This is a genomic window from Paenibacillus sp. J22P90 (assembly GCF_059692195.1).
In genome coordinates this window covers 122203-148380 of record NZ_JCAUAY010000004.1, presented here as the reverse complement: position 1 = coordinate 148380, position 26178 = coordinate 122203, and the positions used below count along the sequence as shown (strand labels likewise).

Here is a 26178-nt window from a genome sequence, read left to right as displayed (position 1 = left end):
TCCATGATCGGCAGCCTTCTCAATATGTCGCCTATTTACTTAGGCAGATATTTGAATGTTTGTTTTACGTTTGCGTATTAGCATGACAACTAAATATGTGCCATAGAGCAAGTAGCAGATATTCAGCACTGAAACAACAAAAACTTCGTTTTCAGATATTGTTGGGTTCGTCAACTGGGCCATTGCATCAAACATAAAGTGAAAGATGATTAACGGGACAATGCGAGCTGTCATTTCAATCAGTAAGGCTAAAATGAGGCCGATGAGCAACGCGTTTATGATCTGGAGTAAAATCGACAACCAGTCTCGGCCATTTAAAGCGTTGGCCATATGTAGAATACCAAAGAAAATAGAAGAAAACAGGATGTAAAACAGTGAACCTTTTTCCTTTACCTTTTTCCAAATGATCCCTCGAAAGACAGACTCTTCAGTATACCCGACCACAAGAGAAAAAAGGACAATGATAACAACCTTACCTAAAGACAATTCGAAATTCAATCCGCCAATCACAGGTTGAACAAAGACAATGATACCGAGCGGAACATAGTACAGCGCCGCTTTATGGTTTCCTTCTGCCAGCCGTTTGAAGCCATAGTCGGACATCGTACTGCCTTTCCTTCGCATGTACAGTGTAACAGCGATCGCCATGATAAAGAATGCACATCCTTGGGCAACCATCATGCCAGTATCACCCAAGCCTTGAATAGTCGCTATTGCAGATGCTACAGAAATCAATAGAGTCAGCACAATGCCAAGGAAGAGCGAGAATAGTACTGGCCGACCCTTGGATGGTTGGTCAGACTTTATACGCATGCTATACACCTCTTTTATCAAAATGTAAACAATTCCCATTATACTGAGAAATGGATAAAAAAGGAATATTTAATTGGACGTTAAGGTAACTATGCTATGATTGATTTAAAAGGATTAGAGGTACCCACTAGGAAACTGAACTTTTACACATTGGAGGGGAGTAAATGTATTTTAGATACCATGTAAATTACAGTAGCCCAAAGACAAATATGCCAGTGGGCTTATTTGTTGCAGTCTGGCATTTAGTTGATAATAAAAGAATGACGGATGAAGAAATACAAATATATTGGGAACAACGTAAATACTTTGAAAAAGCGCTTCCTGTCCCACCTTTTTATTCGGATGGTAATTCCATTGGAGCAACAACTTGGTTTAAAGAAAATGATAAAGCTAAAAATTTAGTAGAGGAACTAGACTTTTATTTTAAAATGCTGAAGAAGTACAACGTTGAACTTGTTAGGACAACGAGTGCAAATCCTGGGAAAATAATTTATGAAGACGATTTTCAAGTTGGAGTGATAAAACCGGAGGGATCGTAGAGTATGCATATACCAGGTATCCGATACGAACGCTACAATGTAGAAGATTATAAAATCGCTAGAGATTTACTAAATTATGATATCGACGCTGGTGCTGACATTGTTCGATTGCTTGCTAAAGAACCGGAATTATTCATTAGCGTATTTGTAGAAGATAAGCTTGTTGGCATTGCACAAGTGAATGAGCCTTCAACACAGTCCTATTTAACTGTATTTGTTGCTCCGCAGTTTCGTAGGCAAGGGATAGGTTCTGCAACGGTCAAGTATGCTGAATCCAAGTTGCAGGCTGGTGGCACACAAAAAGTAAGGAGCTCTTACCGGGCTGGAAATCAAACATCTCTTGCGTTTGCGCGCAAGCTTGGATATGATAATTACTTTTCATCGAGTTTTATGCAACTAGCTGGCGGACCATTTCCCCTAGAGGAGCTTCCGGTGAGGCAGTACACAGACGATGACTATCTTATCAGTCAATCGCTGTATGCCACAGCATTTCATGAAATGCGCGTCCGTGTCGGGTACTTTCCTGATTCTGTGATTGCGGAGCCCAGTGAAAAAGAAAGAAGTGAATGGAAAGAGGAGGCAGGAGATCGCTTTATCTACGAATTGAATGGGGAAATTGTCGCCCTTGCCCATCTATATGGTAATGTATTAAGTAGTATTTCTGTCCGTACAGACCTTCAGGGTCTTGGAATCGGTAGAAAATTCGTTAAGTTTATATGCAACGAAATCTATCGGCGCGGGAATGAAAATGTTGACCTTTGGTGTGTTACAGGGAATTATGCTCGAAGTCTATATGACAGTCTTGGATTTAAAGAAAAGTATACTACGGAATTCTTGCGTAAAACGCTGTGATTGTTAATGGAGGAAGAACGATGACTAATACTTTAAGACCTAGAAAAATAATTTTAGATCTAGCAGTTACTTTAGATGGTTTTATTGAAGGGAAAAATGGGGAAATTGACTGGTGTATTATGGACGCTGAAATGGGATTTACTGATTTCTTAAATCAAATTGATACCATTTTATACGGAAGAAAAAGTTACGATTTATGGGGTCAATTTACTCCAAACATAGAAGATATTGATCCTGCTGAAAAAGAACTCTGGGAATTAGTACATAGTAAAGTTAAGTATGTGTTCTCTAGATCAAAACAAGCGACGGATGATAAAGCCATTTTCATAAATGATCATATTCTTGAAGAAGTGAATAAGTTAAAGATTATGCCTGGAAAAGACATGTGGCTATATGGCGGGGCAAGTCTGATTACGACTTTTATCGATTTAGGGCTTGTTGACGAATTTAGATTATCGGTTCACCCGGTTATTTTGGGAGAAGGGAAGCCTTTGTTTACGGATATCAAACAGAGATTGAATCTAAAGTTGGTGCAAACTAAACCGTATTCCTCTGGCGTTGTACAACTAATCTATCATTTGGATGGGAAATAAATAAGGGACTGGTTAACCTCACGCTTTCTTCAACTTCTGCATCCATTTCCGCTTAAACTTCAAGCGATTGTCTTCTTTCGGAGACCAAGATTTCGGATCAGAAAATGCGTCCATCATATGACCGATTTCAATGGCAGATATTCCGAGACGTTTGGCGATGAGGGGGACCATAATTCTACCCGGCACGCTGGCGCCGACCATCACAAGATCGATGTCGTTCCGGTGTTTGCTGAGTTTTTGCATCGCCGAACCGATTTCTTTATAGTGATTGAGGGGTATGGTCATTACCACGCGCATATTGTTTGAAGCTAATTGTTTGGTAGCCATGGGGGCCGCACGCCCGATAAGGGCTACACGATGATTACGAATCAATCGCTGTAAGTACCCATTTTCGTACAGTTGATCGTTGATAAATGCATCGGTCATGATCACAGGGCGCCAGCCAGATCGCTTCATGTACAATTGAATAAGTGGTATGCTAGGCCCGAAGTGGGATACGCCAACAATATCAGCATCGCGAACTGCTTGATCTAATTCCTTCAGCAATTTACGAGAAGGGGGAAGATCAACGCCTAAAAATGCTGACACTTCATTCAACGTGTTTAATTCTCTCCGTGCAAGCAGTTTCGCCACCATATCCCCGATCCGAATGATCGAAATCGGTTTTTTCAACCGAATCGATTGCTCCAGCCGCTTATACACGTAAGTAGGACCGACCGTTTTGCGCCCATAACGTGCTTCTATGATTTTTCTACGTGTTGATGCGTTATAAATCATGCCATATATTCTCCCTTTTTATTAAAATGTAACTACAGATCTATCTCTCGTATCATATGTAAATGTATTTTCCAAAGGGCAAGATACTGTCCTAACTTTAATCGTCAGTTAAGAAAATAGGTGTCGAATACTATTTCCGTATTTGGGACGGTTGCATCGATTATTTAGAAATTCAATTATCCGTATGCAAACAAAATCCCGGCGGGAGCTCCTCGCTGGGATTTTTGTGATGGCTATTTTGTTTTTTTGCGTGGGTTCTTTTTCACCAGCTTTGGCAAATGCTTAATGCTTTTGATCATGCTGCCTTTGCATAAGGGACACTCCGGATTTAACGAAGTAGCCAATTCTTCGCGCATCCATGCTTTACAGCTGTTATCTTTGCATCTCCATATGGGCATAGGGGATAATTCCGGTTTGGTTAATTCGGATTCCAATGATTGCACACCTCCTGCATGACTTAACCTACCCGAATGGAAGAATCTTCATTCAACGGAATTAACCTTATGCGCGAGTAACACTTCCGCATCACCTACAATATGATGGGTCTAGACATACATTTAGAAGAGGTGAGCCGATGGCAGTCGTAAAAGCCAGGCAGCAGGATATTGATATGTTGGCAAGGTTGCTTCGCGCCGAAGCTGTGGGCGAAGGCGAACAGGGGATGTTCCTTGTTGGCAATGTGGGCATTAATCGAATCCGAGCGAATTGCTCCGATTTTAAGAACATCCGAACCATCCCGCAGATGATCAACCAGCCGCATGCCTTCGAAGCGCTGCAGCATGGGATGTACTATCAAAATGCTAGAGAAAGAGAACGCCGTATTGCACGTCGGGCAGTAGAAGGGGAGAGGCAGTGGCCAGCGAAATTCTCACTTTGGTATTTCCGTCCGGGAACGTTCGATAATCCCGGGCCATGTCCGCCGACCTGGTACAATCAGCCACACGCGGGACGATACAAGAAGCACTGCTTTTATGAGCCAACTGCGAAAGAATGTGAAAATGTATATAACACATTTTAATCGGATTAAAGGATCAAAAAAGAATGGCATAAAAAGGGCAGCCGATCGAGTGATCTGCTGCCCTTTTTCGCTACTATTAACACCTTACATGCTTACGTTTAAAGCCAATCTGACCTTTACTTATCGCTTTTTGAATATTAGGCAAGGCATGGATAACACTGCTCTTATTACTGCTGTTCGTTGTTTCAACTTGACCTACTGCCTCAGCTGTCTCTACCGCCTTTTCATGCAACGGCGTATAGGAGGTTGCCACTGTGAAGATAAAATTATTCATCGAATATTTCGCTCTATTAGGAGCAGTGTGAATCGTATTTTTTACTAAATCAAGCATTTGGGCTAGTTTGCTTTCAGAAAACTCATGATCAGGGCGATTACCCAAAAGCCAGCAGTAACAACTCCAGCCCGCTGACATTCTCAGTTCCTCGCCGCTTGCGATCCATGCATCGGCAACTTCCTGTGCAATATCCGCTTCTGCCAAGGTTACAGATACCACATAATCAGACAGCATATAAAAATAAGCCGCATCGATCCAACGATCGAAATCTGCTTTCGTCATCGCTTTGGGATCAGCGATAATGCCTGCAAAATACATGGCATCATAGTTGCCAGTTTGGTACAATTCCTCCGCCAAAGGTTGATTTATTTTCGTTTTCTTGAAAATGGGCTTCATAGCGCCTGTGGCCACACCAAAAACCGGTTCTTGCGCGCCATTGGACATATACATTTTTTTGGTGCGTTCTTTGCCGAGAGCCTCGAGCTCTTGCATAACCGATTCTAAGTTCATTTTTACACGTCCTTCAAAGATTAAAATAATAACTCAAACGGACTAGAATTAACGATTGTTCTCATCATCATATCAAACTTCTAAATACAATAAAAGTAAGTCATGAGTCATGTGAAGAATGATATATAAGAGATATTTTCTGAAAAAATACATAACTGTCCCCTAGTAGGTGCCGCGAAAGTCTTTCTGGACTTGTGGGCACTTTTTTGTTGTATGCCTGTTTCATAACCTTGACATAACATGTTGTCTAACATATAGTTGTCTAAACAACTATTTACAAGAGAGGTTTGTACATGTCAACAGAACCCCGCAAACTGCCAATCGGATTCGCCATGGGCGTTACGCATCGGAAGCTGACCGCTCTGTTTCAACAGCGACTAAGCGAATATGGGATTACGCCTGAACAGTGGTCGGCGCTTAATCAGATCGACCGTGCTCAAGGATTAATTCAGCGAGAAATTGCCGAACGGACCAGCAAGGACAAGCCAACGACGACAAGGATTTTGGATCATTTGGAGAAGAAGGGGCTAATCTATAAAAAAGCAGGCGACCGAGACCGTCGATCGTTTCTTGTCTATAGCACGGAGCTTGGACAATCCATTATCCGCGAAACGACACCTATTGAAGACAGTGTGACTGCGGAAGTAAAAGCGTGCATATCGGATGAGGAATACGACACGATGATGGAGCTGCTTCATCGCATTCAACTTCATATTGAAGGGAAGCTTGGACAGACATATCAGGTAGAAGACTGAAATATTGATCGGAGATGAATTAACCGTGCAGCAAGAGCAACAGAACACACCTTTATGGACGAGGTCGTTCATCGCGTTAACCTTATGTTTTTTTCTATTATTTTTAAGTTTGCAAATGCTTTTATCGTCTTTCCCAGCGTATGTGAAAGATGAATTTCATGCAGGCAACATCAAGGTCAGCCTGGTGACGTCTGTATTCGCGATGGCGGCCATCGTATCGCGCTTTGCCACGGCAGCGCTCATGCAGCGTGTGTCGCGGATGAAGCTGCTGCTCGCGGGCCTTATTATCGCTGCGGCAACGACGGCGCTTTACTCCACCGCGGGCTCTTTTGCCACGTTATTGTCTCTGCGCATTGGTTACGGCATCGGTTTCGGGATGGCAAGCACGATACTGCCGACACTCGTATCCCGTATTATCCCGTTGCGCCGAATGGGCGAGGGAATCGGTTATTTCGGATTATCGACGAGTCTTGCCATGTCGATTGGCCCGTCGATTGGGCTGAATGTCATGAAACAAGCCGGATTCATGCAATTGACGATGATCGGATTGATTACATCCGTGGTGATCTTCCCGGTGTTGTGGTTGTCCCGTTCTAAACGGGAAACAATCCCTGCTGAGCAAACAGTGCCTGTTCAAGAAGTCGTGAAGCCCACTGGGGCATCGAAGCCGAGATTCAACAGGAAATTGTTATTTCCCGCAATGCTGAATGTGTTATTGTCCATTACGTATAGCGGTCTGCTTAGTTTTCTCGCATTGTTCGGCGATTATGTGCATATTGAGCAGGTCGGCTTATTCTTTTTATTCAATGCCGTCACGATTATTCTTGTTCGACCGTTCTCAGGACGTATCTTCGACCGCTTCGGTCATGCGTCAGTGCTTATTCCCGCGGGGCTGTTCGTCACAGCCAGCATGGTCGTGCTCTCGAATACACATGCCATGCCTATGCTGATCCTATCCGCGCTGCTCTATGGCGTCGGGTTCGGTGCTATTCAGCCCACGATTCAAGCCTGGATGCTGCGATCTTCCGATCCGAAACAGTATGGCATGGCAAACAGCATGTTTTACAATTCAACGGATCTCGGCGTTGCGCTCGGCGCCATTCTCCTTGGTGCTATATCATCGGTAACTAATTACTCCGTGATGTATAGATACTCGGCAGGTATCATGGCCATGTTCGTCGTGCTCGGAGCACTGCAGTATTTCATGGCGACTAGACGTGTTAGAAATAGGAGTGACGTTGTGGTTGGTTCATGAACAAATAAGGTAGTTCTCGTCCTTAGTTGGATGGGAATGCCTTTTTTTATTTATCTAGAAGAGGGATTACGAGAAGGAAATGGAAAGATATTGTAATGTAGGAAGCGAATTTTATTTGCATTTTAAAAACAATAAGAGGAGAGTACAATGTCGCAAGCAAAGAAGAGAATCATGATCATAGGATCTGGCGGGTCAGGAAAATCAACTTTTTCAACTAAACTCTCTGAAATCTTAGGATTACCTTTGTTCCATTTAGATGCTTATTATTGGAAACCGGGGTGGATCGCTACGCCCAATGACGAATGGGATGAATTTCTAAAAGAACTCATTCTGAAAGATGAATGGATTATAGATGGAAACTATAACAGAACATTAGATTTAAGAATTTCTAGAGCGGATACAATCATTTTCTTTGATTTACATCCTTTGATTACGACATATAGAGTCTTGAAACGAAGAATTAAATATCATGGAAAAACTCGACCTGATCTGAATGAGGGATGTCCGGAACAATTAGAATGGGCATTCATTAACTGGGTATGGCATTTTAGAAAGCATAGCAGACCAAAAATACTCGAAAAACTAAACCAATATGAAAAGGATAAGAACATAATCATTCTTAAAACACTACGGGAAGTTAGAAATGTAATGAGTCAATTCCAAACCTAGGAGGAGCCATGGCAGAGCCAATTATTGTTGTTCCATATAACGAAAAGTGGAAAGAGGAATTCATTCGTACTGGAAGCTTACTTAGGCAAGTATTAGGAGATATTGCGATTCGTATTGATCATATCGGCTCGACATCGATTGTTGGACTAGATGCGAAGCCGATCGTGGATATCCAAATTTCTGTTCAAGAACTTGAGCCTATGAGTTATAAATCACGCATGGAGTCGATTGGTTACGTGTATCGAGATGACAACTTAGATAAGACGAAACGTTATTTTCGTGAAAGTGACGGAATGAAGAGAACACATATACATGTACGTGAAACAGGAAGTTGGTCAGAACAATTCGCTTTATTGTTTAGAGACTTTTTACGTACGCATAAGGAATTTTGTGATCTGTATATAAAAGAGAAATACTCTTTAATGAAACGATACGGGCAAGCGCATGAGCGTCATCTATATGTTGAAGGCAAGAATCCCATTATCTGGAGGATAATGAATGAAGCAAGTCAGTGGAGCCAGAGGACTGGATGGAAACCTGGGAAAACTGATATATAAACTGTTGCCGAAATGCATACAGTTGTGATAGGATTTAACGACTGACACAGAGATAAAGAGTCGGATAAGGATTGAAGAATAGGAGATCTGCTGTCGTATGACCAAAGAAAATAAGCAGAATGTGTTTCGACTAGCTATGCTGCTAGGCATATTTTCCACACTCGGGCCTTTTACCATCGATATGTATTTACCGGCGTTTCCGGAGATTGTGAAGCAATTTGATACGACAGCTTCGCTGGTCCAGGTTAGCTTGACTGCTTGCTTACTAGGACTCGGCATCGGACAGCTCGTTATGGGGTCGTTGAGCGACGTCTATGGTAGACGCAATCCGCTCCTGATCTCCATGGCTGTCTATGCTGTTGCCTCGTTAGCTTGCGCAGTTTCGCCGAATATCGGAATGCTGATCACATTCCGCTTCGTACAGGGATTTGCCGCTTCCGCGGGCATTGTCATTTCCCGTGCGATCGCACGAGACCTTTACAGTGGTCATGAACTCACAAAATTTTTCTCATTGCTTTTGCTTGTCGGGAACTTGGGTCCACTCATGGCACCAGTTGCGGGAAGTGGGGTTCTTTCGATCACGACTTGGGTTGGTGTATTCGTATCCCTTGGACTGTTAGGGATTTTCTTATTTACGATGACCAAATGGAGGCTAAAGGAGACGTTGCCACTTGATCGCCGCAGGCCAAGTAATTTCGTGGAGCAGCTACGAAACTACGGTTCGCTTTTGCGAGATCGTCAGTTTGTGGGTTACATGCTCGCACAGGGCATTATGATCGCGGGGGTGTTCGCATACGTTTCAGGAACGCCATTTATTTATCAAAATATTTACGGGGCCTCACCGACGGTGTTTGCTCTTTTGTTCGGATCGAATGGGATTAGCCTGATCATCGGCTCTCAAATCGTCGGGCGGATGTCACATCGTGTATCGGAGCACGCTTTCCTTCTTTTGGGCTTATGGTTAGCCGCTTTGGCGAGTGTCATTGTATTAATAGTGGCCATCTTTCATGGACCGCTGTTTGCATTGGTCATTCCACTATTTTTCTTCGTGGGAGCCATCGGTATTACTTCAACGGCAGCTTTCCCGCTTGCGATGGAGAGTCAGGCTCATATGGCGGGCAGTGCTGCAGCGCTGCTCGGGGTCATACCATTTTTGCTTGGAGCGATCGTATCTCCGCTAGTCGGTATTGCAGGTGAAGATACCGCTGTTCCGCTGGGTGTAATAATTTTAATGACAAGTGCCGTTTCGATGCTGGCTTATTTCTTCTTAGTAAGAAAAGGCTCGCGTGGCGTTGCATAATGTAGGAAACAAACAACCAGTCCACCACTACATCGTGAGGGACTGGTTTTATTTTTATTGATCATAAATGATTTGATTGAAACTTGTACACTCACGCAAAAAGTCTACAGGAGGCCCGATACATGCTCGACCCGTTAAGATAATTCTAAAGTGACCTCTGGCAATTTCTCCGAATTCCATTCGTAACGACAACTCTGCAAGGAATAGACCAAATTCTCCGCCGATCGTAAGTGTTGGGTTCGTTAAACTTATCGTTCCTGAGAACACAGGAGCCCCAAACACTTTGAGCGTGATTTTAATGTTTACTGCCCTTGGATCAATATCTAATTCCAAACTTAACCCTGGAATCAAACGCACAGGAACACAAATATGACCTGTAGGACATGAAACCGGCGGTGGTTGAATTAATCCATCCACAATGCGTATGCTCAGCACAAGATTCTTTTTGATTAAATTAATTTGTTTAAGCATCAATCTGAATTGCTTTTTGGTGTTTTCATCATACATACTGCATGCAAGTAGACTCCGTATCATTTTTTGATTAAGAAGCATATTTCGGTAGATAACTTTAAGTTGATTTTTAATGACTTTCAAGGTATTTACATCGTATTTTTTGCGTGAGAGAACTAGTTTGGTTCCAATCGTGTGCTGATTAACAAGAACTCTAGTATTGATAAATTTGAGTTGTTTTCTGAGCACTAATAAAAGGCTTTTATTTCCTGATTGTCGAAATCTACGAATATTCTCTCTATTGCGAAGTACGCTATTGTTAATTGATATAAGCTGAAGTTGAATCTTTCTTAACAATGCTGCATCATTTTTGTTATTTGTCAATGATTTCACCCCCTCGCGATATATTAATGTATGTAAAGTTTCTAGTTTTGATATAGTTGAATTGCTGATATTTTAATAGGAAATATTTTCATTGCCTACCATTACACGGCACCTGTAAAATAGTCTTATAGTTTTATATATGAGAACTCATATTCATATAGGGGCCGATACCTTTAATAAAATAAAAATGTATGCTGTCCCAGGTGCCGAACAGACCATGGATCGTCTTGGGGAGCTATTGGCGAGTAAGGCTTGATTTTATATGAAGGAAAGAAGATGTGGAGGGTATTCTTTGGAAAGAAAACTATTATTCATGATCTGCTTGTTGGCTATGATGCTCCCCGTAAATTTGACATATGCTCAAACTAATTCACTCGGAAATAAGCAGATTATTCTAAAGTTGGACAGCTTTGAAGCTAAGTTGAATGGGCAAACGACTAGTTTGACAGTGCCTCCGACTCTAATCGGCAACACGACAATGGTTCCATTACGATTCGTGAGTGAAGCGCTTGGAGCCGAGGTCATTTGGAAAGAAGAGAAGCAAGAAATTACAATTATGAATCAAAAGGATCTTATTACCTTAGCGATTAATGACAAGAAAGCTACTTTTGGTGGAAAATTAGTGGGTTTGGATGAGGCACCTATCATGAAAAATGGCTCAACATTAGTTCCGTTACGATTCATTGCAGAGAGCTTGCATCAAAAGGTAGATTTCAATACAGCGACAAAAGAGATTACTTTACAAGTTCTGGCCACTGCTGCTCCAGTTACCCCTGCAAAAAAGCTGCTAGCCAAACCTTATGTTGACAATCTTAGTCAAATGTTAGAGTTTGTGGCCTATGGCGGCGGACCTGGGACGAAAACCAAAACTCTTAGTATGGTAACAACTGACGATCATCGAACTTTTGTATTAGCAAATACATTTTGTGATTCGGGAAGTTATTATTCGTATTATCACGGTAGCAGTTGCGGTTCTAGCACCTATGGCATTTATCAGTACAACGCAACTAACGATGACGGTCTGCAGATTAAAATGATTCTAAACGATAGTTTTAATTTTCAATTCTCGGACTCGGCCAATCAAAAGCATTCCATTACCTTTCCTGAGTTAATTCCAGCCAAGCTAACCTATGATGATATTGGAGAAAAGTTGTACTTGCTCTCAACTGTAAAGGGCAGCTTTGATAATGCTAAAATTACTCAAGTTGTCCATGAAATTTACCCTAATGTTGAGATGGTTGCGTATCACGCTGCAGATAGCACAAATAATCAGAATGTGAATTTTTTCGTGACGCCAGATGGTCAACATTTTTACTTCAGTGATGCGACTCAGAAAAGTATTGTCAAGGCAGACAAAGGTGGACCAGCCAATTGGATCGGAGAGCTACTTTTACCTGAGAACATTACGAAAGAAAATATCATTTCTGTGGTCAATCAAGATTCGATGTATGTACTCTATAAGGATTTGAAATCGCTGTATAAACTTCTTCCTGGCGGGTCCATGCAACTTGTATCTAAGCTTGAAATCGAAAAAATAACTTCGATAGCAGCTAGAGACGGTTATTTCTACTACTTTGCGGATAATAAACTATTTAAACTAAGCACAGATGGAACTAGCATCCAAATAGTGGATTTGTTAAAAACCACTGTGAACACAAAACTCTATAAACCATCAACAAAAACTTATGAAGAATATGGCGTCAGACTTGCTGAAGCCGTGCCTTTCAATGTGGAGTTCTTTTCTTTGGATGAGAACGGAAATGTTATGTTTATGGACGGGAATATTGGGGTTTTAAGACGAGTTAATTTGTATCAGTGATTTTGAATAATGGGGAAAGCCTGAGAGATCAGGCTTTTTTTACTAGCTATTAAGGAGGAACTATGAAAACATACATCTACATGGTGAGACATGCGGAGTCACCATTTATTGAAGGCATGGAAAGGACAAGAGGACTCTCAGACAAAGGGAAGCTAGATGCTGTTAAAATCAGTGATATTTTAAAAGATGAAGATGTTGAGATTTTTATATCTAGCCCTTATGAAAGAGCGATTCAGACGATAAAAGTTGCAGCTGCAGCAAATGAAATTGTTCTATTTGAAGACCTCAGAGAGAGGGAAATCGGTCAGATCTCGGAAATGAATTTCAAGGAAGCCAAGCGCAAAGTGTATACGGATATTCATTTTTCATTTGATGCTGGTGAATCGACTGTAACAGCACAACAAAGAGCGGTTCATGTGTTAGAAAATATTTTGAATACATATCAGGGAAAGAAAATTGTCATGGGTACGCATGGCGACATCATGACATTAATGATGAATTATTTTAATGATCGGTTTGATTTTGAATTTTGGGAATCGACGTCGATGCCAGATATTTATAGATTGGAATTTGTAGGAGATAAATTAGTTGAAGTTGTGAGACTTTGGGAAGATTAAAAGCATCTTTTAAGAGCCATTTAAAGAAAAATAATATTTTACAATGAAAGGAAAAATAATGATAGTTGAAATGATAAAATTTATCTTCCCAATTGCTTGGATTCTTTATGGGTTATTCGTAATCTTAAAATCTAAAAGTGCGTTGAAAAGACAACTAGGCGTAAATTACAAACCTAAAAGCAAAGAACATTTATGGGCAGATAAAATGATGGCTAGGGTTATAGGAGTTTTCATAGTTATTGGAGGAGTTGTAATTGCTATAGTTATGATTAGAACCATTTAAAATTTAAATGAATTGAGGTTTCATATGACAAAAGATGATTTTAATTATTTTAAAGAAGAATCGTTTGAATGGACAGGTGTAATGAAGTTCTATACAAATTCTTCATTTGAGAAAAAGAAAGGAAAATTATTCAGTATTGAAATTTTGGTTGATGCAAATTTAGAAAAAATAGATGTTCAAATGCTCCATAGCTTCGGAAGAGGTTGGACTTGGGGAGAAGACAGAAGAATAAAAGCATTCAAATTAATTAATGACATGATAAAAGAAAATCGAGTTTATTATGAATTTGAGATAATTAGGAAAAGCCAAAAATATGATGAAGTCAAATATTTTTTGTTTGATGTTGCCTCATATCTTCTCTTATCAAAATATGAAATATGCGATATTAAAGTGAAAGAGTTGGTACAGAATTAAAAATCTAATCCTCCAAATAACAGGAACATACGTTTCATTATTAGGGCGTTCGTGGTAATATATGTATATCTACTTCTTGGAGGCGACATGAATGACATCGTACAACGAAACACTTATTATCATAGATAGATACACTAATAATTGGAACGATTATGAATTTACAGATTCAAATTGGACAAGTCCAATATCGGAAGGAAAAGCAACGGCAGCAGAAATAATTGGACACTTATTGAATTGGGATAAGCTTCTAATCTCAAGTGTAATACCGTCAGTAGTAAGGGGGGGAGGAATAGAATTTCCCGAGTTTGATTCTTTTAATAAGTTAAGCTACGCGTATGCAAGAAACATGCCAAAAAATGATTTATTAAATGAATTCTTACAAACTCGCAAAGAACTACGTGAATTATTATTAGAATCTAAAGAGGCTATTGAAAGACCAACGACAGCAAATGGTGTAAGTCATTGCCCACACACTGGTAAACCTTATACTTTGATTTATATTATCGAGGAATTTATTGAACATGATGAGCATCATCGTAAACAAATTAACTCGGTAAGATAATTAAATGAGGATAAGCGTCATGAAGGGATTTACATATGGAAATTCGTAGTTTTCAATTATCAGAAATTCATTACGATTTAATAAAATATGTCGTTTTAATAGCAGAGTATAATGAAAAACTAATGATAATCAGGCATAAAGCCAGAACAATATGGGAGTTGCCTGGAGGGAAAAGAGAGGAAGATGAGCTTGTTCTAGAGGCAGCAAGTCGTGAGTTGTTTGAAGAAACAGGTGCCTTGAATTTTGAGCTAATTCCTTTCGGTATATATTTGATGAATGGTAGTTATGGTATGAATTTCTATGTGAAGATCGAGGAGTTGGGTGAGTTACCTGACTTTGAGATCGCTGAAATAAAATTAGTTAGGTCATTACCAGATGACTTGAACTATGGCGAAATATACTACAAGATGTATGCTCAATGGAAAGCGATTGCGAATAAGAACGAGTTAAAGAAGTATAGAGTGAAGTATAAAGAAGCAGAGAACAAATATGATTTTTGAGCGGTTATTTCGTCCCAAAATGAAACTTTATTCGTAATAAAGTGTCTATATCGGGAGGATGGAAATTTAACCCATAACCGATAGAGTAGGGGATTGATTGCAGCTATGGACAATTATTGGAATCACAACACAGCATTTCACCAAGAGTTAGTGGAAAGTGCAAAGGTAAGGGGCGGACGGGTGCTCGATATCGGGTGTGGTGACGGATTACTGCTTCAACGGCTCGCGCCTTTCGTCCAGCAAGTTGTCGGTATCGATCCCGATCCGAATGCTATTGCTTTTGCACAAACTCGACTTGCCACTACATCAAATGTATCCATATTAAACGATGACTTTCTCACTATGCCAGTACCTGCTCAAGAGGAGCTTTATTCAACGGTCATCTGTGTAGCAACTTTACACCATATGGATTTGAGAAGCGCATTGTTAAAAATGAAACAAGTTCTCGCACCTGGTGGTCGACTTCTTATTGTTGGTTTAGCAGCTGATAAATCTTTGATGGATTTGGTCATCTCCGGAGTTCTTCTATTCCCAATCCGTCTCATGGACCGACTTCATGGGGGGATGAAAGATCCGAATGTGCGCATTGCAGAGCCCAAAGAATCAATAAAGGAAATTCGGGTAGTGGCACGTGAAGTGCTTCCGGGGGCAAAGATTCGAAGACGGTTCTATTTCCGTTACCTTTTTTCCTGGGACAAGCCTTAATTTCAAAGGAATTTCCCCATTTCCTTGCATTTTTAACCTTCCTATCGGTAGGGAAGAAGTGGTACGTTGGTTACAAGTGACTTTCATATCATTCCTACTTGTGAGGTGCCTGCATGCCGATTCACTATGATGAAACCCATCAGTTGTTCCATCTGATAACGGAAAAAACAAGTTATGCTTTTCAAGTTACCCCATGGGGGCTGCTTGCTCACACGTACTGGGGAAAAAAAGTGCGCTCCGACTACTTGCACCGGAATTTAGTGCTTCGTGCCCGAAGTACGGTCTCGCCACGGCCCGATCCCTCTGAACCAGCGTACTCCCCCGATACAATTCCTCAGGAATTTCCGGCATACGGGGCTGGAGATTTTCGATCTCCTGCTTTTGAAGTCCATCTCGCTAATGGCTCTTCCGTCACCGATCTGAGATACCGTTCACATCGGATAATAACTGGAAAGCCTAGCTTAGCGGGTTTGCCGTCTACGTATGTAGAATCGGAAGAGGAAGCGCAGACGCTGGAGATTGAGCTTTACGATTCATTAATTGATTTGTCGGTGTTTCTGACCTATAGCGTATACGCATCGTATGATGCGATCACTCGTTCTACTCGTTTTGTCCATAACGGTAACGAACCATTGAGACTGCAGCGAGTGCTAACAATGAGTGTCGATTTGCTACATTCTGAGTTCGACTTCCTGCAATTATCAGGCGCTCATCTGCGGGAAAGAGCCATATATCGGCGACCTCTCACTCCCGGTGGACACACGGTTGAAAGCAGACGCGGCGTTAGCGGGCATCAGCAGAATCCATTCGTTGCTCTTTTGTCCAAGGGTGCAAATGAAGACACTGGCGAAGTATACGGGTTTAGTCTCGTATACAGCGGCAGCTTTCTAGCTCATGCGGAAGTGGATCAGTTCTTTACTACGCGAGTACAGTTAGGAATTAATCCGTTTGATTTCAGCTGGCTGTTGATGCCAGGTGACTCCTTTCAAACGCCAGAGGCGGTGCTTGTGTTTTCTGATCAAGGATTAGGCGGTATGTCCCGTATATATCACCGGTTATATCGAGACAGACTTTGCCGTGGCTCACATCGCCACAAGGAACGTCCAATTTTAATAAATAATTGGGAAGCCACATATTTCGATTTCGATGCCGCTAAGCTCGAAAACATCGCGAAAGAAGCCTCTAAGCTTGGCATAGAGTTGTTCGTGCTTGATGACGGTTGGTTCGGTAAACGCAGCGACGATCATTCTTCCCTCGGTGATTGGGTTGTTGATAAGAGCAAATTACCAGACGGCCTCAAAGATCTGGCTGATCGAATTGCGAAGCAAGGGATGCAGTTTGGACTTTGGTTCGAACCGGAGATGGTCTCACCGGACAGTGACCTGTATCGGCAGCACCCCAACTGGTGCTTGCATGTACCTGAACGGCGGCGGACGGAAAGCCGAAGCCAACTGGTGCTTGATATGTCTCGCGCTGATGTTGTCGAGTATGTAGTTGATGCAGTCTCAAATGTGCTTCAAAGCGCGCCGATTTCCTATGTGAAGTGGGATCTTAATCGTAATTTCACAGAGATCGGTTCACAGCTTTTGCCGAAGGAGCGACAAAGGGAGACGGCACATCGGTACATGCTCGGTTTGTATCAGGCGCTCGAACGAATTACAGCTAAGTTTCCTCACATTTTATTCGAAAGCTGTGCAGGTGGTGGTGGTCGCTTCGATCCAGGTATGCTGTACTATATGCCGCAAACATGGGCGAGCGATAATTCCGACGCAGTGAGTCGCTTACAAATTCAGTACGGCACTAGTCTCGTGTATCCGCCGGTGACAATGGGCGCGAATGTGTCCGTGGTGCCAAACCATCAAATTGGCCGAACGACGCCTCTGCACACTCGCGGCTATGCAGCAATGTCAGGATCATTCGGCTATCAACTCGATTTAACGAAGCTGTCGGAAGATGAGAAATCTGTGATTGGCATGCAAGTTGCATCCTATAAAGATTTCAGAGGAATTGTGCAATTTGGTGATTTCTATCGCTTACTGAACCCTTTTGAAGTAGGTGAAGCTGCGTGGATGTTTGTAACGGATGATCGTCAGGAAGCGGTAGTATTCTACTTTCAAGTGCAAGCTGCCGTTGCAGGTCCTATCAAAAGGATACGGCTTAAAGGTCTTGACGAACGGCTCGATTATTGCCTTTTGTTCGGGGATCCGAGCGGGGGAATAAGTCAAGTTGACATCTTCGGAGGTGACTATCTCCAGCGAGTAGGTTATGTTCTACCAGCTCTCAAGGGAGATTACCAAAGTTTATTTTTCCGTTTAAAAGCTGCCGATTCAGAGAAAGTGGATAATCATTAGGGTAAAGATGGCTGCCGTCATTGGCAGCCTTTTTCATTGTGCGGACAGCTGAAAGGAACTGAGACTGAAACTTTCACATTTTAAATTCGTACAGAATTGTAAAAATTTTCTTTGGCAGGTAGGAGAAGATGGATATGATTCCAGATTGGCAACAAGCTGAGGAAGCATTAAGAGGCGTAGAGATCGTTGGCTATGAAGACAATAAGCCTGTTTCTATCGTATTTTGTTCAGAGGATTTGCATTGCATTGGGGTTGGTACGGATGCGGTGGTCTTTTATTACCCGAACACCCCTAATTACGCATTTAAAGTTTATTCCGATAAAGCTTTAGAAAAGAAGGATGTAGAGGCAGGCATATATGAACGATTAAAGGGATCACCTTATTTCCCGCGATGTTACGGAGTCGGCCCTAATTACTTGGTCTTAAGTTTTGAAAAAGGAGTTACCTTGTTCGATTGTCTCCTGCAAGGTGTTTGTGTGCCTAAGCAAGCGATCCAAGACATTGAGGATGCCCGCGAATTTGTCCGAAATCAAGGGCTGAATCCAAGGGACATTCATCTTAAGAACGTGCTTTTGCATGAGGGAAGAGGCATAGTGTTAGATGTATCCGAGTATATCAAAGAAGGTAACGATAATCGTTGGGAGCACTTAGTCTGGGCTTATAACCACGTTTATCCGCTAATAAGTGATGTGCAAGTGCCTTTGCGGATTTTGGAAACCATCACCAACTGGTATAACCGAATTGATTCTGCAAGTTTTCGAATTGAAGACTTCACTAGGCGAGTGAGTCGGCTTTTCTTTTCGGATCGTAAGTGAACTGGCTAGCAAGGGAGAGAGGTATGGATGGCTTACATACGATTAATTGCTTTAGTGATGGCGTTTGAGGTGCTCATTTCGGTTGTAGTTGGGCTTGGTATATACGTTGGATTTTCCGTATTTCCCTATTCTCAGTCTTTAGCGACGCCTGGTGCTTCTATGGGGACAGGTGGATTTACTGCAACCATTCCACTCTATATGCCGTCGCTTATGGATCTGAAAATCCCATATTCCTATCTCCAAGCAGGGACACAGGTATGGGGGATCTCGGCCTTCCTAGCATCGGCGGCATTAATTAGCGTACAAAGCTTTGTCCGAGCTATGTATCTAGGTGGTCTAAAAGGGTGGGTTCAGAGTCGTAAACAAGTCCCGCTGATGGCGTGTGGACGCAGGTATTTCGGTGATATGATCGCATGGTCGATTTTTCAAAACGTCGTAGGTGCGTTGACTATATTCCTCGCTGCTGTCTTTTTGCCAATAGGGCTTATAGTAATCATTGTTCTCATGATGTATTCCCTTACGCCATACTTAATTGTCCTCCAAGATCTCACTTTTAGTGAGGCAATGGCAAAAGCTCCTCGTTTGTTTCGCCGTTATTTCAGTACATTGCTGCCGCTTGCGCTGTTGGCTCTGTTTTGCACGCTATTTGTAAGCTTATTTCGATCGCTGACATCGCCTTTGGGATATGCGGTTCCGTTGGTTGCTTATGCATGTGTTGGAACTTTACTGATTGGCGAGCTCATGTTGCGGCTGTCCGTGAAGCTAAAGTTGGAAGGCGAAAAGGCACCGGAATTGCCTTATGGTGAAGTTCACAGTCATAAAACGCTTAACGTAATGATTGTGCTGCTCGTACCGGTACTCATTGTGGCTGGTGTTTTTGCGTCTTTTGGCAGGCATTTAAGTGTGTTTGAATTTGGCAGTAAAGAGCGGATCGATTGTATATCCTACAATACTAACTTCTCCGATGTATTCTATGCATCACAACACATGTATACTTCATACGAGTGGCAGCCAAAAGATTACCGGATTGAAATCGGACTGCCTGATTTTTCAGAAAGAATGCCTGATGAAATTAGAGGGATTGCTACTATTACATGGCAGGTGAATGAGGAAGTTCGTACTGTAAATGGGAATTCAACCCTTATCGATGTAAAGCCAAATATGCAAAAGAGCAAGTTGATGTACCGTCTTGTCAAGGAGACTGCGAAGGATGGTAGTATCTACTACTCGAGTTTGAATGGCTCTTCATCGATCCTGCCAGGGGGTGAACGGCCGCGCGAGCCGTTGTCTGTTCAAATCATGGTAAGTGAGAACGGCAAGCATATTTTTGTGATGCAATACCCATCGCGTTTTGATTTCTCCAAGGTGTTCCGTGTTTCGGATGATGGTAAGTTCTTGCTCCCAGGAACAAGCCAGGTCAATCCTTTGGATTTTCACTTTTATTGGTTCACTGCAGATCAGAAGGCGGAGAATGTATTCGATATGCTGGCTGCAAAAAATAAAATGAACTATCTTTCAACGCTTAATCGAGCTTACCTCGCGCTTGCTTGTGCCATGCAGGAAGGAGATGGGCAGATGGTTGTAAAACTGCTCGACACAATGCGGCAGGCAGGCGTCAACGTGAAGGCACCTAACTGGGACGCTGTAACTTGGACACAAAACTTGAGAGACAGATATGCATCTGTCAATTTTCAGAGGACTCTGGAGTTACTATCAAAAGCTGGCGTACAAGGTGGTTATGAAAGTAAAGAACTCTTAGACAAAAGCGACGAAAAGACTCGAGTTAATCGGCTTGAAGTCATGTTCCCAGATAGCATGCTGCCAATTACGTACAAGGAATCGAAGGCAGATGGTAAGCTGCAGTCCATCGAGGTTATGGAGGAGTAATCGCTTCGAAGATGCGAACACTAGAAAAAGGTTGCTGATACCAATGGGTCAGCAACCTTTTTTACCACATAAGAATTTATAAGTTTCCGAGGCTCGGAAATACAAATTCTTATTGGCGATATAAAACCACCTTTAAAACGCGGTCGCTCATCCTCGAAGGACTTCGATAGAAGTTTTTCTCATAGGGGAGAAAAGTTGTGAATCAGCAGTTGCCCTTACAGCCTGCAAGCAATGATGTATTACGTTTCTGTTAAGCGACACTTACGACTTGGAACTGGTTTTAAGCTTACAATATGTGGCAGGATTGTTGGGTTGTTTCACGAATTATGTAATAACAGCTTGCTAAGGAGTGATTACATTGACCATTCATGCCGTCTTTTTTGACTTGTTTGAAACTCTGATTACTGAATTTACAAACGGTAAGAGATTGTCAAAGCGGAGCTATAATTATTCTGAGTTGCTAGGTATTACTAATGATGAGTTTAAGTTAGAGTGGAAGAATCGACTGGAGAGAAGAATGATCGGAGAGATTCTAAATTACAAGGATGTTATCACAGATATCTTACTTTCTCGTGGGCTAGAGCCCAACAACGTATCTATAGATTATTTGTACAATGAAAGAATAAAGGAAAAAAAGATTCCTTTTGATGATATTGATTCAGATGTGATTACGCTCCTACAATTTTTAAAAGATAAAAATATTAAGCTTGGACTAATTAGTAATTGCACGGAAGAAGAAGTGAAATACTGGGGAGATTCCAAACTTGCAAGTTACTTTGACGATGTTATCTTTTCATTTGAGGTAAACTGCTGCAAACCAAGCTCAGAAATATATGCATTGGCCAGTAAGCGATTGGACGTCAAACCTGAGGAGAGTATTTTTATCGGAGATGGTGGATCGCAAGAGCTGTTTGGTGCATATAACGCAGGATTCAAGGTGTACCATGCCAAATGGTTTAATACATTTATAGAAAGTGAATTTATAAAGTTGAAAAGTCCGATTCAATTGATTGAGGAAATAAATATTATATTCTAAAAAGGAACGGAGCAAACAAGTGGGAACATGGGGATTTGGCATTTTTGAAGATGATTTTACATTAGATATTAAAGATTATTATAACCAATTTAAAGATGAGAAAATTTCTACCATTCAATCTGTGGCAAGATTAAAGAGATTGTACAGTGATATATTGACTGACAAAGATCTTGGACCAGATTTAGCACCTTTATTCTATATTGGTATAGCAGCAACTTTATGCGAATCAAAGGAGTTACTCGAAGAAATAAAACATAAAGCAATTGAACATATTCTAGCTGGTAACGGATTACAACTTTGGAAAGAAGTGGGCATTATCTCACTTATGAGGAGGAAAATAGTGCTTTCAAAATTTAAAAAACAATTAATGAGAAGCGAATGCATTCAAAATCAAAGTAAAATCGACGAAGACGATTTATTTTCAGAAAGATTTGATCCGAATAATCAAAAGTACTATATTTATACGATTACATTTGCATCAGGGAAGAAGTTATTTGGGAATACCGTCCATAGGGAACTGAGAGAGAAATATTTCGAAAGATTTCCTTTAAAATAAATAGTTAATTTGCATGATAAATAAGAAATCATCATTTCAAGAGGTAAACAAGTTTAAATGATTATACTCAAATTTAGACTATAAATATGTTAGAATCTATATAAATAAACATTACCGTATACCGAAAATGGGGGAACAAGGTTCATATGATTTCTAGAAGACAATTCGTCAAAAGATTACTCGCAGCCGCGCTGGCATTAACCGGTGGGGGTGCCCTGGTCAAGCAATTGATGAACAGCCCTGAGACAAAAGATAAAGTAGTCGAAGCCTTGGAACAGAAAGACATCCCCCAAGCATCCATTCAACCGGATCCAGTCGCTACTCCCGACAAGCGGTTATTGCTCTCATTTTTCCTTCTCAGCGATGTGCATATTTCAGACAATGGTACCTCTACGATTACCGATAAACTTCATTCAGCTTTGAAAGATATTACTCATTTCGAATCTCCAGTAGATACGATCGTTTTTGGAGGGGATATCACGGATGTAGGCCGCGAGGTCGATTACAAACTTTTCCGAAAAGTACTAGACAAGTACAAACTACCGCCAATTTATGCCAATATGGGCAATCACGACTATTACGACATTTGGATAAACAATAAGGGCGACTGGTCCGCTGAAACGGTGCCTAATGGCAAAACCGACGCGATGGCCCGTGAACGGTTCATGAAGTTTTTCGGTTATAAAGATAAGCCTTATAAGGATGTCTGGATCAATGATGTTCATCTGATTATGATGTCCCAAGAGAATTATGTGCAGGAGAAACCAGAGGTAGGGGAGGGTGCTTGGTATTCGGATGAGCAGCTTGCTTGGCTGGAGAGTACGATGAAAGCGCATTCGGATGGAAAGCCAGCTATCGTCTTCATCCATCAGCCGCTTCCGGCGCCAGATACGGATGGAAAACCTCCTCAGTTGCTTAGAGCAAGGGAGTTTCGGGCCATTTTAAAGCCGTATAAGAATGTATTTGTGCTGTCCGGGCATACTCATCGTAACTTTGCAACGGAGAGTCACTACAACACACAGAATTCATTTCACTGGTTCAATAATGCCTCCGTCGGCAAAACACGCAGTACAGACAATTCAAATGTAGCACAAGGCATGTACGTTCAGATCTACAACAACGAAGTGGTGGTTCGAGGTCGTGAGTTTTCCAATCAGACGTGGATCGAATCTGCGAATTACAAAGTAGCTATTGTTTAATACCATACACAACGGAGGTTTGAAAATGGAAATTAGAAGAGTTGGCTCCCAACCTTCGGGCAAAGGATCGTCTGACTATTTTACCGGCACAGTTCGTCTCGATCCTCTCATTGAAACAGCCGAACCAGCACGGGTAGTTAGTGCAAGTGTAACGTTCGAGCCAGGTGCACGGACAGCATGGCATACGCATCCACTGGGTCAAACGCTAATCGTAACAGCGGGCAAAGGACGGGTTCAACGCTGGGGGGGAGAAATCGAAGAAATTAGTCCGGGCGATGTGGTTTGGTTCCCACCAGGGGAGAAACATTGGCATGGAGCTTCGCCCACGACAGCAATGACTCATATAGCGATTCAAGAGCGTCATGACGGCAAGACGGTAGAATGGTTGGAAAAAGTCACTGACGAGCAATATCAATCATAAACCTTGAATTAGATTTTTAAGTAGGACCTATCGGAGATTAATTCGATAGGTTTTTTAATTAATGAAGATTATCTTAATAGGGAAAGCGTAGAGAGTGGCTTTTCTTTGTATGATATTCCATATACTATTGAGTATGATTAGATTCAACAGAGTAACTTATTGAGAGAAAAAACAAGGCAACAGGGAGATAACCATGGAGTCAAGATTTCAGCAATTAGTCGATCACGTATATGATGTGCAAAAAAAAATAGGAGCGACAGCTGCAGGGTTATGTGTCCTTCAAAACAATCGAATTGTACACGAGTCTTATTCAGGCAAACACGATGAAAACGAAGAATCGCGCAGTGTTGATGCAAATTCACAATTTAACGTAGGTTCTGTGCGCAAAACCTATCTTGCATTAGCCATTAGTATGTTAATTGAACAAGGTATGATCGAGAGTATTGACGATCCTTTATCCCGGTATCTTGACAACTTACCTGAGTTTACATCTGAAGTTACGATCCGACACCTCATAACACATACACACGGACTAATGGAACGAGAAGGAAAGCTTATTCGTGAGTTTCCTGCAGGCACAGGATGGGCTTATCGAAATACCGGCATTGCAATGTTATTCGAAATAGTATCGCGACTAACCGGGATGACATTGAGTAAATTCTTAAATAAATCTGTTTTCGAGCCTTATGGTTTCCGTGAAACAGGTTGGTGTACCACCCAGAATGAGCAACTCATATACAATTATTATTCTCATCGAGTTAACTGGGTCGGTCCAAACGACAGCTCAGCTGGAGACCAGAGCAATCTTTTCGTTAGCGCCCGCGACCTAGCAAAATGGGGACAACTTCATCTTCGCCAGGGAGCTGACTGTGATGGCAGACAGATCCTGCCAGTTAGCGTATTTGAGCGTGTGACTGCTCTCCAAACTCCTAAGAACGTTCCAGCTCAACAGCCACGCAATGGATACATCTGGTGGCTGCAGCACGATTCATATTTAAACCAGATTGGCGAACACGTGCCTGCTGGCTCCTATCAAGTGCTCGGCATTACGGGATGCGCAGTGTTAGTCATTCCAGCCTATAATGTGGTAGCAGTACGGTTGTATAACCAGTTAACTAATCCTGGGGATTATGATTATCTCGAGGATATAAGGACCTTTGGCAATTTGGTGACTGATGCTGTGAAGGACGTGAGGTGAACAATCTGGTTGAACCGCAGAGTTTTGGCGAGAAGATTAGCAATCATGAATACCAAATACGTCAAGGATGTTACGCAGTAATTGTTAATGGCATTAAACATCAGGTTGCTGTAATTATAACTGCTAAAGGAGCGTATTTGTTACCAGGAGGTGGGTTAGAGCAAGGAGAGACACATCACGAGTGTTTAAGACGCGAACTGTTAGAGGAAACAGGTTATGAAATAAATATTGGTGTTTATATTGGTGAAGCTCAAAGATTTTTTATTACTCCTCAAAATGAACATGTATTAAACATTGGATTTTTCTTTTTGGTGGATATGAAAACCAAAATACAAGACCCAAATGAAGCTTACCATGAGTTAAGCTGGATAAGCTTAGATGAGGTTGATCATTTATTTTTTCATGAACATCAAAAATGGGCTGTACAGAAGGCAGTTAACTTACTATTAGACTCTGACGAGAAACAATAACTTAATATAATAGCGCAACAGCAGCCTCCAAGCATTGTGGGGTTGCTTTTTTGATCTTTCAGAATATAATAATTCCCCTTAAAATGGTAAAGCTAAACCGAGGTGATTTTATGAAAAGAAGATTTATCTTGTCGTTAGGCTTTATGTTCGTGATTAGTTTGGCAATAGGACAGTTTACCGAAGCTAGTCCAAATGAAGATAATAAGCAGGATTCAATTGAGTGGATTGCTTTTTGGGACTTTCCGCATTCGCGAGAAAAGCAATTAGAGCTTATGTTGACTACAGAGTTACAGAGACGTACGTTGCTTGCTCTTCAAGAGAAAAAATACTTAAAACCAGGAAAAGAGTTCTTATATAGTTTCGAGCCTTTTGAAATAACAAATATGAAGAAAGATTTCAACGGTTTCACTGAGTTAACAGTTTTCGCGACGGTTAGCGAGGTTATTAATAATGAAAAAATGAAAGCTGAAACCTATCAAATCAGATTTAAACACAATTATGACAGGGGCTTTGTTGTCATTGATTGTAGTAGAGTTATAAATAGTAAATAATTCCTGTTTTCAATTATAGTGACTACATGCTAAAGTAAAAACGCCTAG

Annotated in this window: 31 protein-coding genes; 26 read left to right on the top strand and 5 right to left on the bottom strand. The window is 41.5% G+C overall.

Annotated features, from left to right (window positions below; all coding sequences use genetic code 11):
• Window positions 1-39: 39 nt before the first annotated feature.
• A complete protein-coding gene (locus tag AC58UX_RS14915) occupies window positions 40-813 on the bottom strand; it encodes a CPBP family intramembrane glutamic endopeptidase (RefSeq protein WP_497253952.1) in 774 nt (257 codons plus the stop codon).
• Window positions 814-977: 164 nt separating this feature from the next.
• Between AC58UX_RS14915 and AC58UX_RS14910 the strand changes: the two genes are divergently transcribed.
• The 3 genes from AC58UX_RS14910 to AC58UX_RS14900 are packed head-to-tail and all read left to right on the top strand — an operon-like array spanning window position 978 to window position 2797.
• Window positions 978-1352, top strand: coding sequence for a hypothetical protein (locus AC58UX_RS14910; protein WP_497253950.1), 375 nt, complete (start codon window positions 978-980; stop codon window positions 1350-1352).
• A 3-nt stretch (window positions 1353-1355) separates the two neighbouring features.
• On the top strand, window positions 1356-2204 hold the full coding sequence (locus AC58UX_RS14905) for a GNAT family N-acetyltransferase (RefSeq protein ID WP_497253948.1): 849 nt from the start codon (window positions 1356-1358) through the stop codon (window positions 2202-2204).
• Window positions 2205-2224: 20 nt separating this feature from the next.
• Window positions 2225-2797, top strand: coding sequence for a dihydrofolate reductase family protein (locus AC58UX_RS14900; RefSeq protein WP_497253946.1), 573 nt, complete (start codon window positions 2225-2227; stop codon window positions 2795-2797).
• Window positions 2798-2815: 18 nt separating this feature from the next.
• On the opposite strand, the gene AC58UX_RS14895 is transcribed toward AC58UX_RS14900, so the two are convergent.
• Both AC58UX_RS14895 and AC58UX_RS14890 read right to left on the bottom strand, forming a co-directional pair.
• Window positions 2816-3574 (bottom strand): GT-D fold domain-containing protein, encoded by a 759-nt coding sequence (locus AC58UX_RS14895; protein WP_497253944.1) that lies wholly within the window; start codon window positions 3572-3574, stop codon window positions 2816-2818.
• A 233-nt stretch (window positions 3575-3807) separates the two neighbouring features.
• On the bottom strand, window positions 3808-3972 hold the full coding sequence (locus tag AC58UX_RS14890; RefSeq protein ID WP_497254860.1) for a cold-inducible protein YdjO-related protein: 165 nt from the start codon (window positions 3970-3972) through the stop codon (window positions 3808-3810).
• A gap of 176 nt (window positions 3973-4148) precedes the next feature.
• Here AC58UX_RS14890 and AC58UX_RS14885 point away from each other — a divergent pair, with 176 nt between their 5' ends.
• Window positions 4149-4592, top strand: a complete 444-nt coding sequence (locus AC58UX_RS14885; protein WP_497253942.1) for a cell wall hydrolase — start codon at window positions 4149-4151, stop codon at window positions 4590-4592.
• Window positions 4593-4668: 76 nt separating this feature from the next.
• Here the strand turns inward: AC58UX_RS14885 and AC58UX_RS14880 are convergent, their stop codons facing one another.
• Window positions 4669-5376, bottom strand: coding sequence for a DNA alkylation repair protein (locus AC58UX_RS14880; RefSeq protein ID WP_497253940.1), 708 nt, complete (start codon window positions 5374-5376; stop codon window positions 4669-4671).
• 293 nt (window positions 5377-5669) lie between these two features.
• On the opposite strand from AC58UX_RS14880, the gene AC58UX_RS14875 reads away from it, so the two are divergent.
• From AC58UX_RS14875 to AC58UX_RS14855, 5 genes are all read left to right on the top strand, one after another.
• Window positions 5670-6131, top strand: a complete 462-nt coding sequence (locus AC58UX_RS14875) for a MarR family winged helix-turn-helix transcriptional regulator (RefSeq protein WP_497253938.1) — start codon at window positions 5670-5672, stop codon at window positions 6129-6131.
• Window positions 6132-6156: 25 nt separating this feature from the next.
• Window positions 6157-7386: an MFS transporter gene (locus tag AC58UX_RS14870; RefSeq protein WP_497254858.1), complete on the top strand. Its 1230-nt coding sequence runs from the start codon at window positions 6157-6159 to the stop codon at window positions 7384-7386.
• A 147-nt stretch (window positions 7387-7533) separates the two neighbouring features.
• Window positions 7534-8055 (top strand): DNA topology modulation protein, encoded by a 522-nt coding sequence (locus tag AC58UX_RS14865; protein ID WP_497253936.1) that lies wholly within the window; start codon window positions 7534-7536, stop codon window positions 8053-8055.
• 8 nt (window positions 8056-8063) lie between these two features.
• The gene (locus AC58UX_RS14860; RefSeq protein WP_497253934.1) at window positions 8064-8612 is read left to right on the top strand and encodes a GrpB family protein; all 549 of its coding nucleotides are present in this window, start codon (window positions 8064-8066) and stop codon (window positions 8610-8612) included.
• A gap of 97 nt (window positions 8613-8709) precedes the next feature.
• The gene (locus AC58UX_RS14855) at window positions 8710-9912 is read left to right on the top strand and encodes a Bcr/CflA family efflux MFS transporter (RefSeq protein ID WP_497253932.1); all 1203 of its coding nucleotides are present in this window, start codon (window positions 8710-8712) and stop codon (window positions 9910-9912) included.
• 54 nt (window positions 9913-9966) lie between these two features.
• Here AC58UX_RS14855 and AC58UX_RS14850 read toward each other — a convergent pair whose 3' ends face one another.
• A complete protein-coding gene (locus AC58UX_RS14850) occupies window positions 9967-10746 on the bottom strand; it encodes a hypothetical protein (protein ID WP_497253930.1) in 780 nt (259 codons plus the stop codon).
• A gap of 292 nt (window positions 10747-11038) precedes the next feature.
• Here AC58UX_RS14850 and AC58UX_RS14845 point away from each other — a divergent pair, with 292 nt between their 5' ends.
• The 17 genes from AC58UX_RS14845 to AC58UX_RS14765 all read left to right on the top strand — a co-directional run bounded on the left by AC58UX_RS14845 (window position 11039) and on the right by AC58UX_RS14765 (window position 26130).
• Window positions 11039-12565 carry a copper amine oxidase N-terminal domain-containing protein gene (locus tag AC58UX_RS14845; protein ID WP_497253928.1) on the top strand — a complete coding sequence of 509 codons (1527 nt, stop codon included), beginning with the start codon at window positions 11039-11041 and terminating at the stop codon, window positions 12563-12565.
• A gap of 62 nt (window positions 12566-12627) precedes the next feature.
• Complete coding sequence (locus AC58UX_RS14840) at window positions 12628-13182, top strand: histidine phosphatase family protein (protein ID WP_497253926.1); 555 nt, start codon at window positions 12628-12630, stop codon at window positions 13180-13182.
• Window positions 13183-13225: 43 nt separating this feature from the next.
• Window positions 13226-13465 carry a hypothetical protein gene (locus tag AC58UX_RS14835; RefSeq protein WP_497253924.1) on the top strand — a complete coding sequence of 80 codons (240 nt, stop codon included), beginning with the start codon at window positions 13226-13228 and terminating at the stop codon, window positions 13463-13465.
• A gap of 24 nt (window positions 13466-13489) precedes the next feature.
• The gene (locus AC58UX_RS14830; RefSeq protein WP_497253922.1) at window positions 13490-13879 is read left to right on the top strand and encodes a hypothetical protein; all 390 of its coding nucleotides are present in this window, start codon (window positions 13490-13492) and stop codon (window positions 13877-13879) included.
• A 91-nt stretch (window positions 13880-13970) separates the two neighbouring features.
• Window positions 13971-14441: a DinB family protein gene (locus tag AC58UX_RS14825; protein ID WP_497253920.1), complete on the top strand. Its 471-nt coding sequence runs from the start codon at window positions 13971-13973 to the stop codon at window positions 14439-14441.
• 35 nt (window positions 14442-14476) lie between these two features.
• Window positions 14477-14941: an NUDIX hydrolase gene (locus tag AC58UX_RS14820; RefSeq protein ID WP_497253918.1), complete on the top strand. Its 465-nt coding sequence runs from the start codon at window positions 14477-14479 to the stop codon at window positions 14939-14941.
• A gap of 105 nt (window positions 14942-15046) precedes the next feature.
• Entirely contained in the window at window positions 15047-15646 is a 600-nt protein-coding gene (locus AC58UX_RS14815) for a class I SAM-dependent methyltransferase (RefSeq protein WP_497253916.1), read from the top strand.
• A gap of 113 nt (window positions 15647-15759) precedes the next feature.
• The gene (locus AC58UX_RS14810; protein WP_497253914.1) at window positions 15760-17997 is read left to right on the top strand and encodes an alpha-galactosidase; all 2238 of its coding nucleotides are present in this window, start codon (window positions 15760-15762) and stop codon (window positions 17995-17997) included.
• A 134-nt stretch (window positions 17998-18131) separates the two neighbouring features.
• On the top strand, window positions 18132-18812 hold the full coding sequence (locus AC58UX_RS14805) for a serine/threonine protein kinase (protein WP_497253912.1): 681 nt from the start codon (window positions 18132-18134) through the stop codon (window positions 18810-18812).
• A gap of 27 nt (window positions 18813-18839) precedes the next feature.
• On the top strand, window positions 18840-20699 hold the full coding sequence (locus tag AC58UX_RS14800) for a hypothetical protein (protein WP_497253910.1): 1860 nt from the start codon (window positions 18840-18842) through the stop codon (window positions 20697-20699).
• Window positions 20700-21057: 358 nt separating this feature from the next.
• Window positions 21058-21735 (top strand): HAD family hydrolase, encoded by a 678-nt coding sequence (locus tag AC58UX_RS14795; protein WP_497253908.1) that lies wholly within the window; start codon window positions 21058-21060, stop codon window positions 21733-21735.
• 19 nt (window positions 21736-21754) lie between these two features.
• Window positions 21755-22291, top strand: coding sequence for a hypothetical protein (locus tag AC58UX_RS14790; protein WP_497253906.1), 537 nt, complete (start codon window positions 21755-21757; stop codon window positions 22289-22291).
• A 146-nt stretch (window positions 22292-22437) separates the two neighbouring features.
• Window positions 22438-23490, top strand: coding sequence for a metallophosphoesterase family protein (locus tag AC58UX_RS14785; RefSeq protein WP_497253904.1), 1053 nt, complete (start codon window positions 22438-22440; stop codon window positions 23488-23490).
• A gap of 25 nt (window positions 23491-23515) precedes the next feature.
• The gene (locus AC58UX_RS14780; RefSeq protein WP_497253902.1) at window positions 23516-23911 is read left to right on the top strand and encodes a (R)-mandelonitrile lyase; all 396 of its coding nucleotides are present in this window, start codon (window positions 23516-23518) and stop codon (window positions 23909-23911) included.
• A 193-nt stretch (window positions 23912-24104) separates the two neighbouring features.
• Complete coding sequence (locus tag AC58UX_RS14775) at window positions 24105-25109, top strand: serine hydrolase domain-containing protein (protein WP_497253900.1); 1005 nt, start codon at window positions 24105-24107, stop codon at window positions 25107-25109.
• Window positions 25106-25579 (top strand): NUDIX domain-containing protein, encoded by a 474-nt coding sequence (locus AC58UX_RS14770; protein ID WP_497253898.1) that lies wholly within the window; start codon window positions 25106-25108, stop codon window positions 25577-25579. Before AC58UX_RS14775 ends, AC58UX_RS14770 begins: the two co-directional genes overlap by 4 nt.
• A 110-nt stretch (window positions 25580-25689) precedes the next feature.
• The gene (locus AC58UX_RS14765; protein ID WP_497253896.1) at window positions 25690-26130 is read left to right on the top strand and encodes a hypothetical protein; all 441 of its coding nucleotides are present in this window, start codon (window positions 25690-25692) and stop codon (window positions 26128-26130) included.
• The last annotated feature ends 48 nt before the right edge of the window (window positions 26131-26178 follow it).

What these genes read in the sequence shown, in the direction of transcription:
- AC58UX_RS14865 (WP_497253936.1), top strand. Translation starts at nt 7,534, where the DNA reads ATGTCGCAAGCAAAGAAGAGAATCATGATCATAGGATCTGGCGGGTCA.
- AC58UX_RS14810 (WP_497253914.1), top strand. Translation starts at nt 15,760, where the DNA reads ATGCCGATTCACTATGATGAAACCCATCAGTTGTTCCATCTGATAACG.
- AC58UX_RS14900 (WP_497253946.1), top strand. Translation starts at nt 2,225, where the DNA reads ATGACTAATACTTTAAGACCTAGAAAAATAATTTTAGATCTAGCAGTT.
- AC58UX_RS14885 (WP_497253942.1), top strand. Translation starts at nt 4,149, where the DNA reads ATGGCAGTCGTAAAAGCCAGGCAGCAGGATATTGATATGTTGGCAAGG.
- AC58UX_RS14785 (WP_497253904.1), top strand. Translation starts at nt 22,438, where the DNA reads ATGATTTCTAGAAGACAATTCGTCAAAAGATTACTCGCAGCCGCGCTG.
- AC58UX_RS14860 (WP_497253934.1), top strand. Translation starts at nt 8,064, where the DNA reads ATGGCAGAGCCAATTATTGTTGTTCCATATAACGAAAAGTGGAAAGAG.
- AC58UX_RS14830 (WP_497253922.1), top strand. Translation starts at nt 13,490, where the DNA reads ATGACAAAAGATGATTTTAATTATTTTAAAGAAGAATCGTTTGAATGG.
- AC58UX_RS14820 (WP_497253918.1), top strand. Translation starts at nt 14,477, where the DNA reads ATGGAAATTCGTAGTTTTCAATTATCAGAAATTCATTACGATTTAATA.
- AC58UX_RS14875 (WP_497253938.1), top strand. Translation starts at nt 5,670, where the DNA reads ATGTCAACAGAACCCCGCAAACTGCCAATCGGATTCGCCATGGGCGTT.
- AC58UX_RS14765 (WP_497253896.1), top strand. Translation starts at nt 25,690, where the DNA reads ATGAAAAGAAGATTTATCTTGTCGTTAGGCTTTATGTTCGTGATTAGT.
- AC58UX_RS14915 (WP_497253952.1), bottom strand. Translation starts at nt 813, where the DNA reads ATGCGTATAAAGTCTGACCAACCATCCAAGGGTCGGCCAGTACTATTC.
- AC58UX_RS14840 (WP_497253926.1), top strand. Translation starts at nt 12,628, where the DNA reads ATGAAAACATACATCTACATGGTGAGACATGCGGAGTCACCATTTATT.
- AC58UX_RS14825 (WP_497253920.1), top strand. Translation starts at nt 13,971, where the DNA reads ATGACATCGTACAACGAAACACTTATTATCATAGATAGATACACTAAT.
- AC58UX_RS14880 (WP_497253940.1), bottom strand. Translation starts at nt 5,376, where the DNA reads ATGAACTTAGAATCGGTTATGCAAGAGCTCGAGGCTCTCGGCAAAGAA.
- AC58UX_RS14800 (WP_497253910.1), top strand. Translation starts at nt 18,840, where the DNA reads ATGGCTTACATACGATTAATTGCTTTAGTGATGGCGTTTGAGGTGCTC.
- AC58UX_RS14775 (WP_497253900.1), top strand. Translation starts at nt 24,105, where the DNA reads ATGGAGTCAAGATTTCAGCAATTAGTCGATCACGTATATGATGTGCAA.
- AC58UX_RS14855 (WP_497253932.1), top strand. Translation starts at nt 8,710, where the DNA reads ATGACCAAAGAAAATAAGCAGAATGTGTTTCGACTAGCTATGCTGCTA.
- AC58UX_RS14890 (WP_497254860.1), bottom strand. Translation starts at nt 3,972, where the DNA reads ATGCCCATATGGAGATGCAAAGATAACAGCTGTAAAGCATGGATGCGC.
- AC58UX_RS14805 (WP_497253912.1), top strand. Translation starts at nt 18,132, where the DNA reads ATGATTCCAGATTGGCAACAAGCTGAGGAAGCATTAAGAGGCGTAGAG.
- AC58UX_RS14905 (WP_497253948.1), top strand. Translation starts at nt 1,356, where the DNA reads ATGCATATACCAGGTATCCGATACGAACGCTACAATGTAGAAGATTAT.
- AC58UX_RS14835 (WP_497253924.1), top strand. Translation starts at nt 13,226, where the DNA reads ATGAAAGGAAAAATAATGATAGTTGAAATGATAAAATTTATCTTCCCA.
- AC58UX_RS14815 (WP_497253916.1), top strand. Translation starts at nt 15,047, where the DNA reads ATGGACAATTATTGGAATCACAACACAGCATTTCACCAAGAGTTAGTG.
- AC58UX_RS14780 (WP_497253902.1), top strand. Translation starts at nt 23,516, where the DNA reads ATGGAAATTAGAAGAGTTGGCTCCCAACCTTCGGGCAAAGGATCGTCT.
- AC58UX_RS14895 (WP_497253944.1), bottom strand. Translation starts at nt 3,574, where the DNA reads ATGATTTATAACGCATCAACACGTAGAAAAATCATAGAAGCACGTTAT.
- AC58UX_RS14910 (WP_497253950.1), top strand. Translation starts at nt 978, where the DNA reads ATGTATTTTAGATACCATGTAAATTACAGTAGCCCAAAGACAAATATG.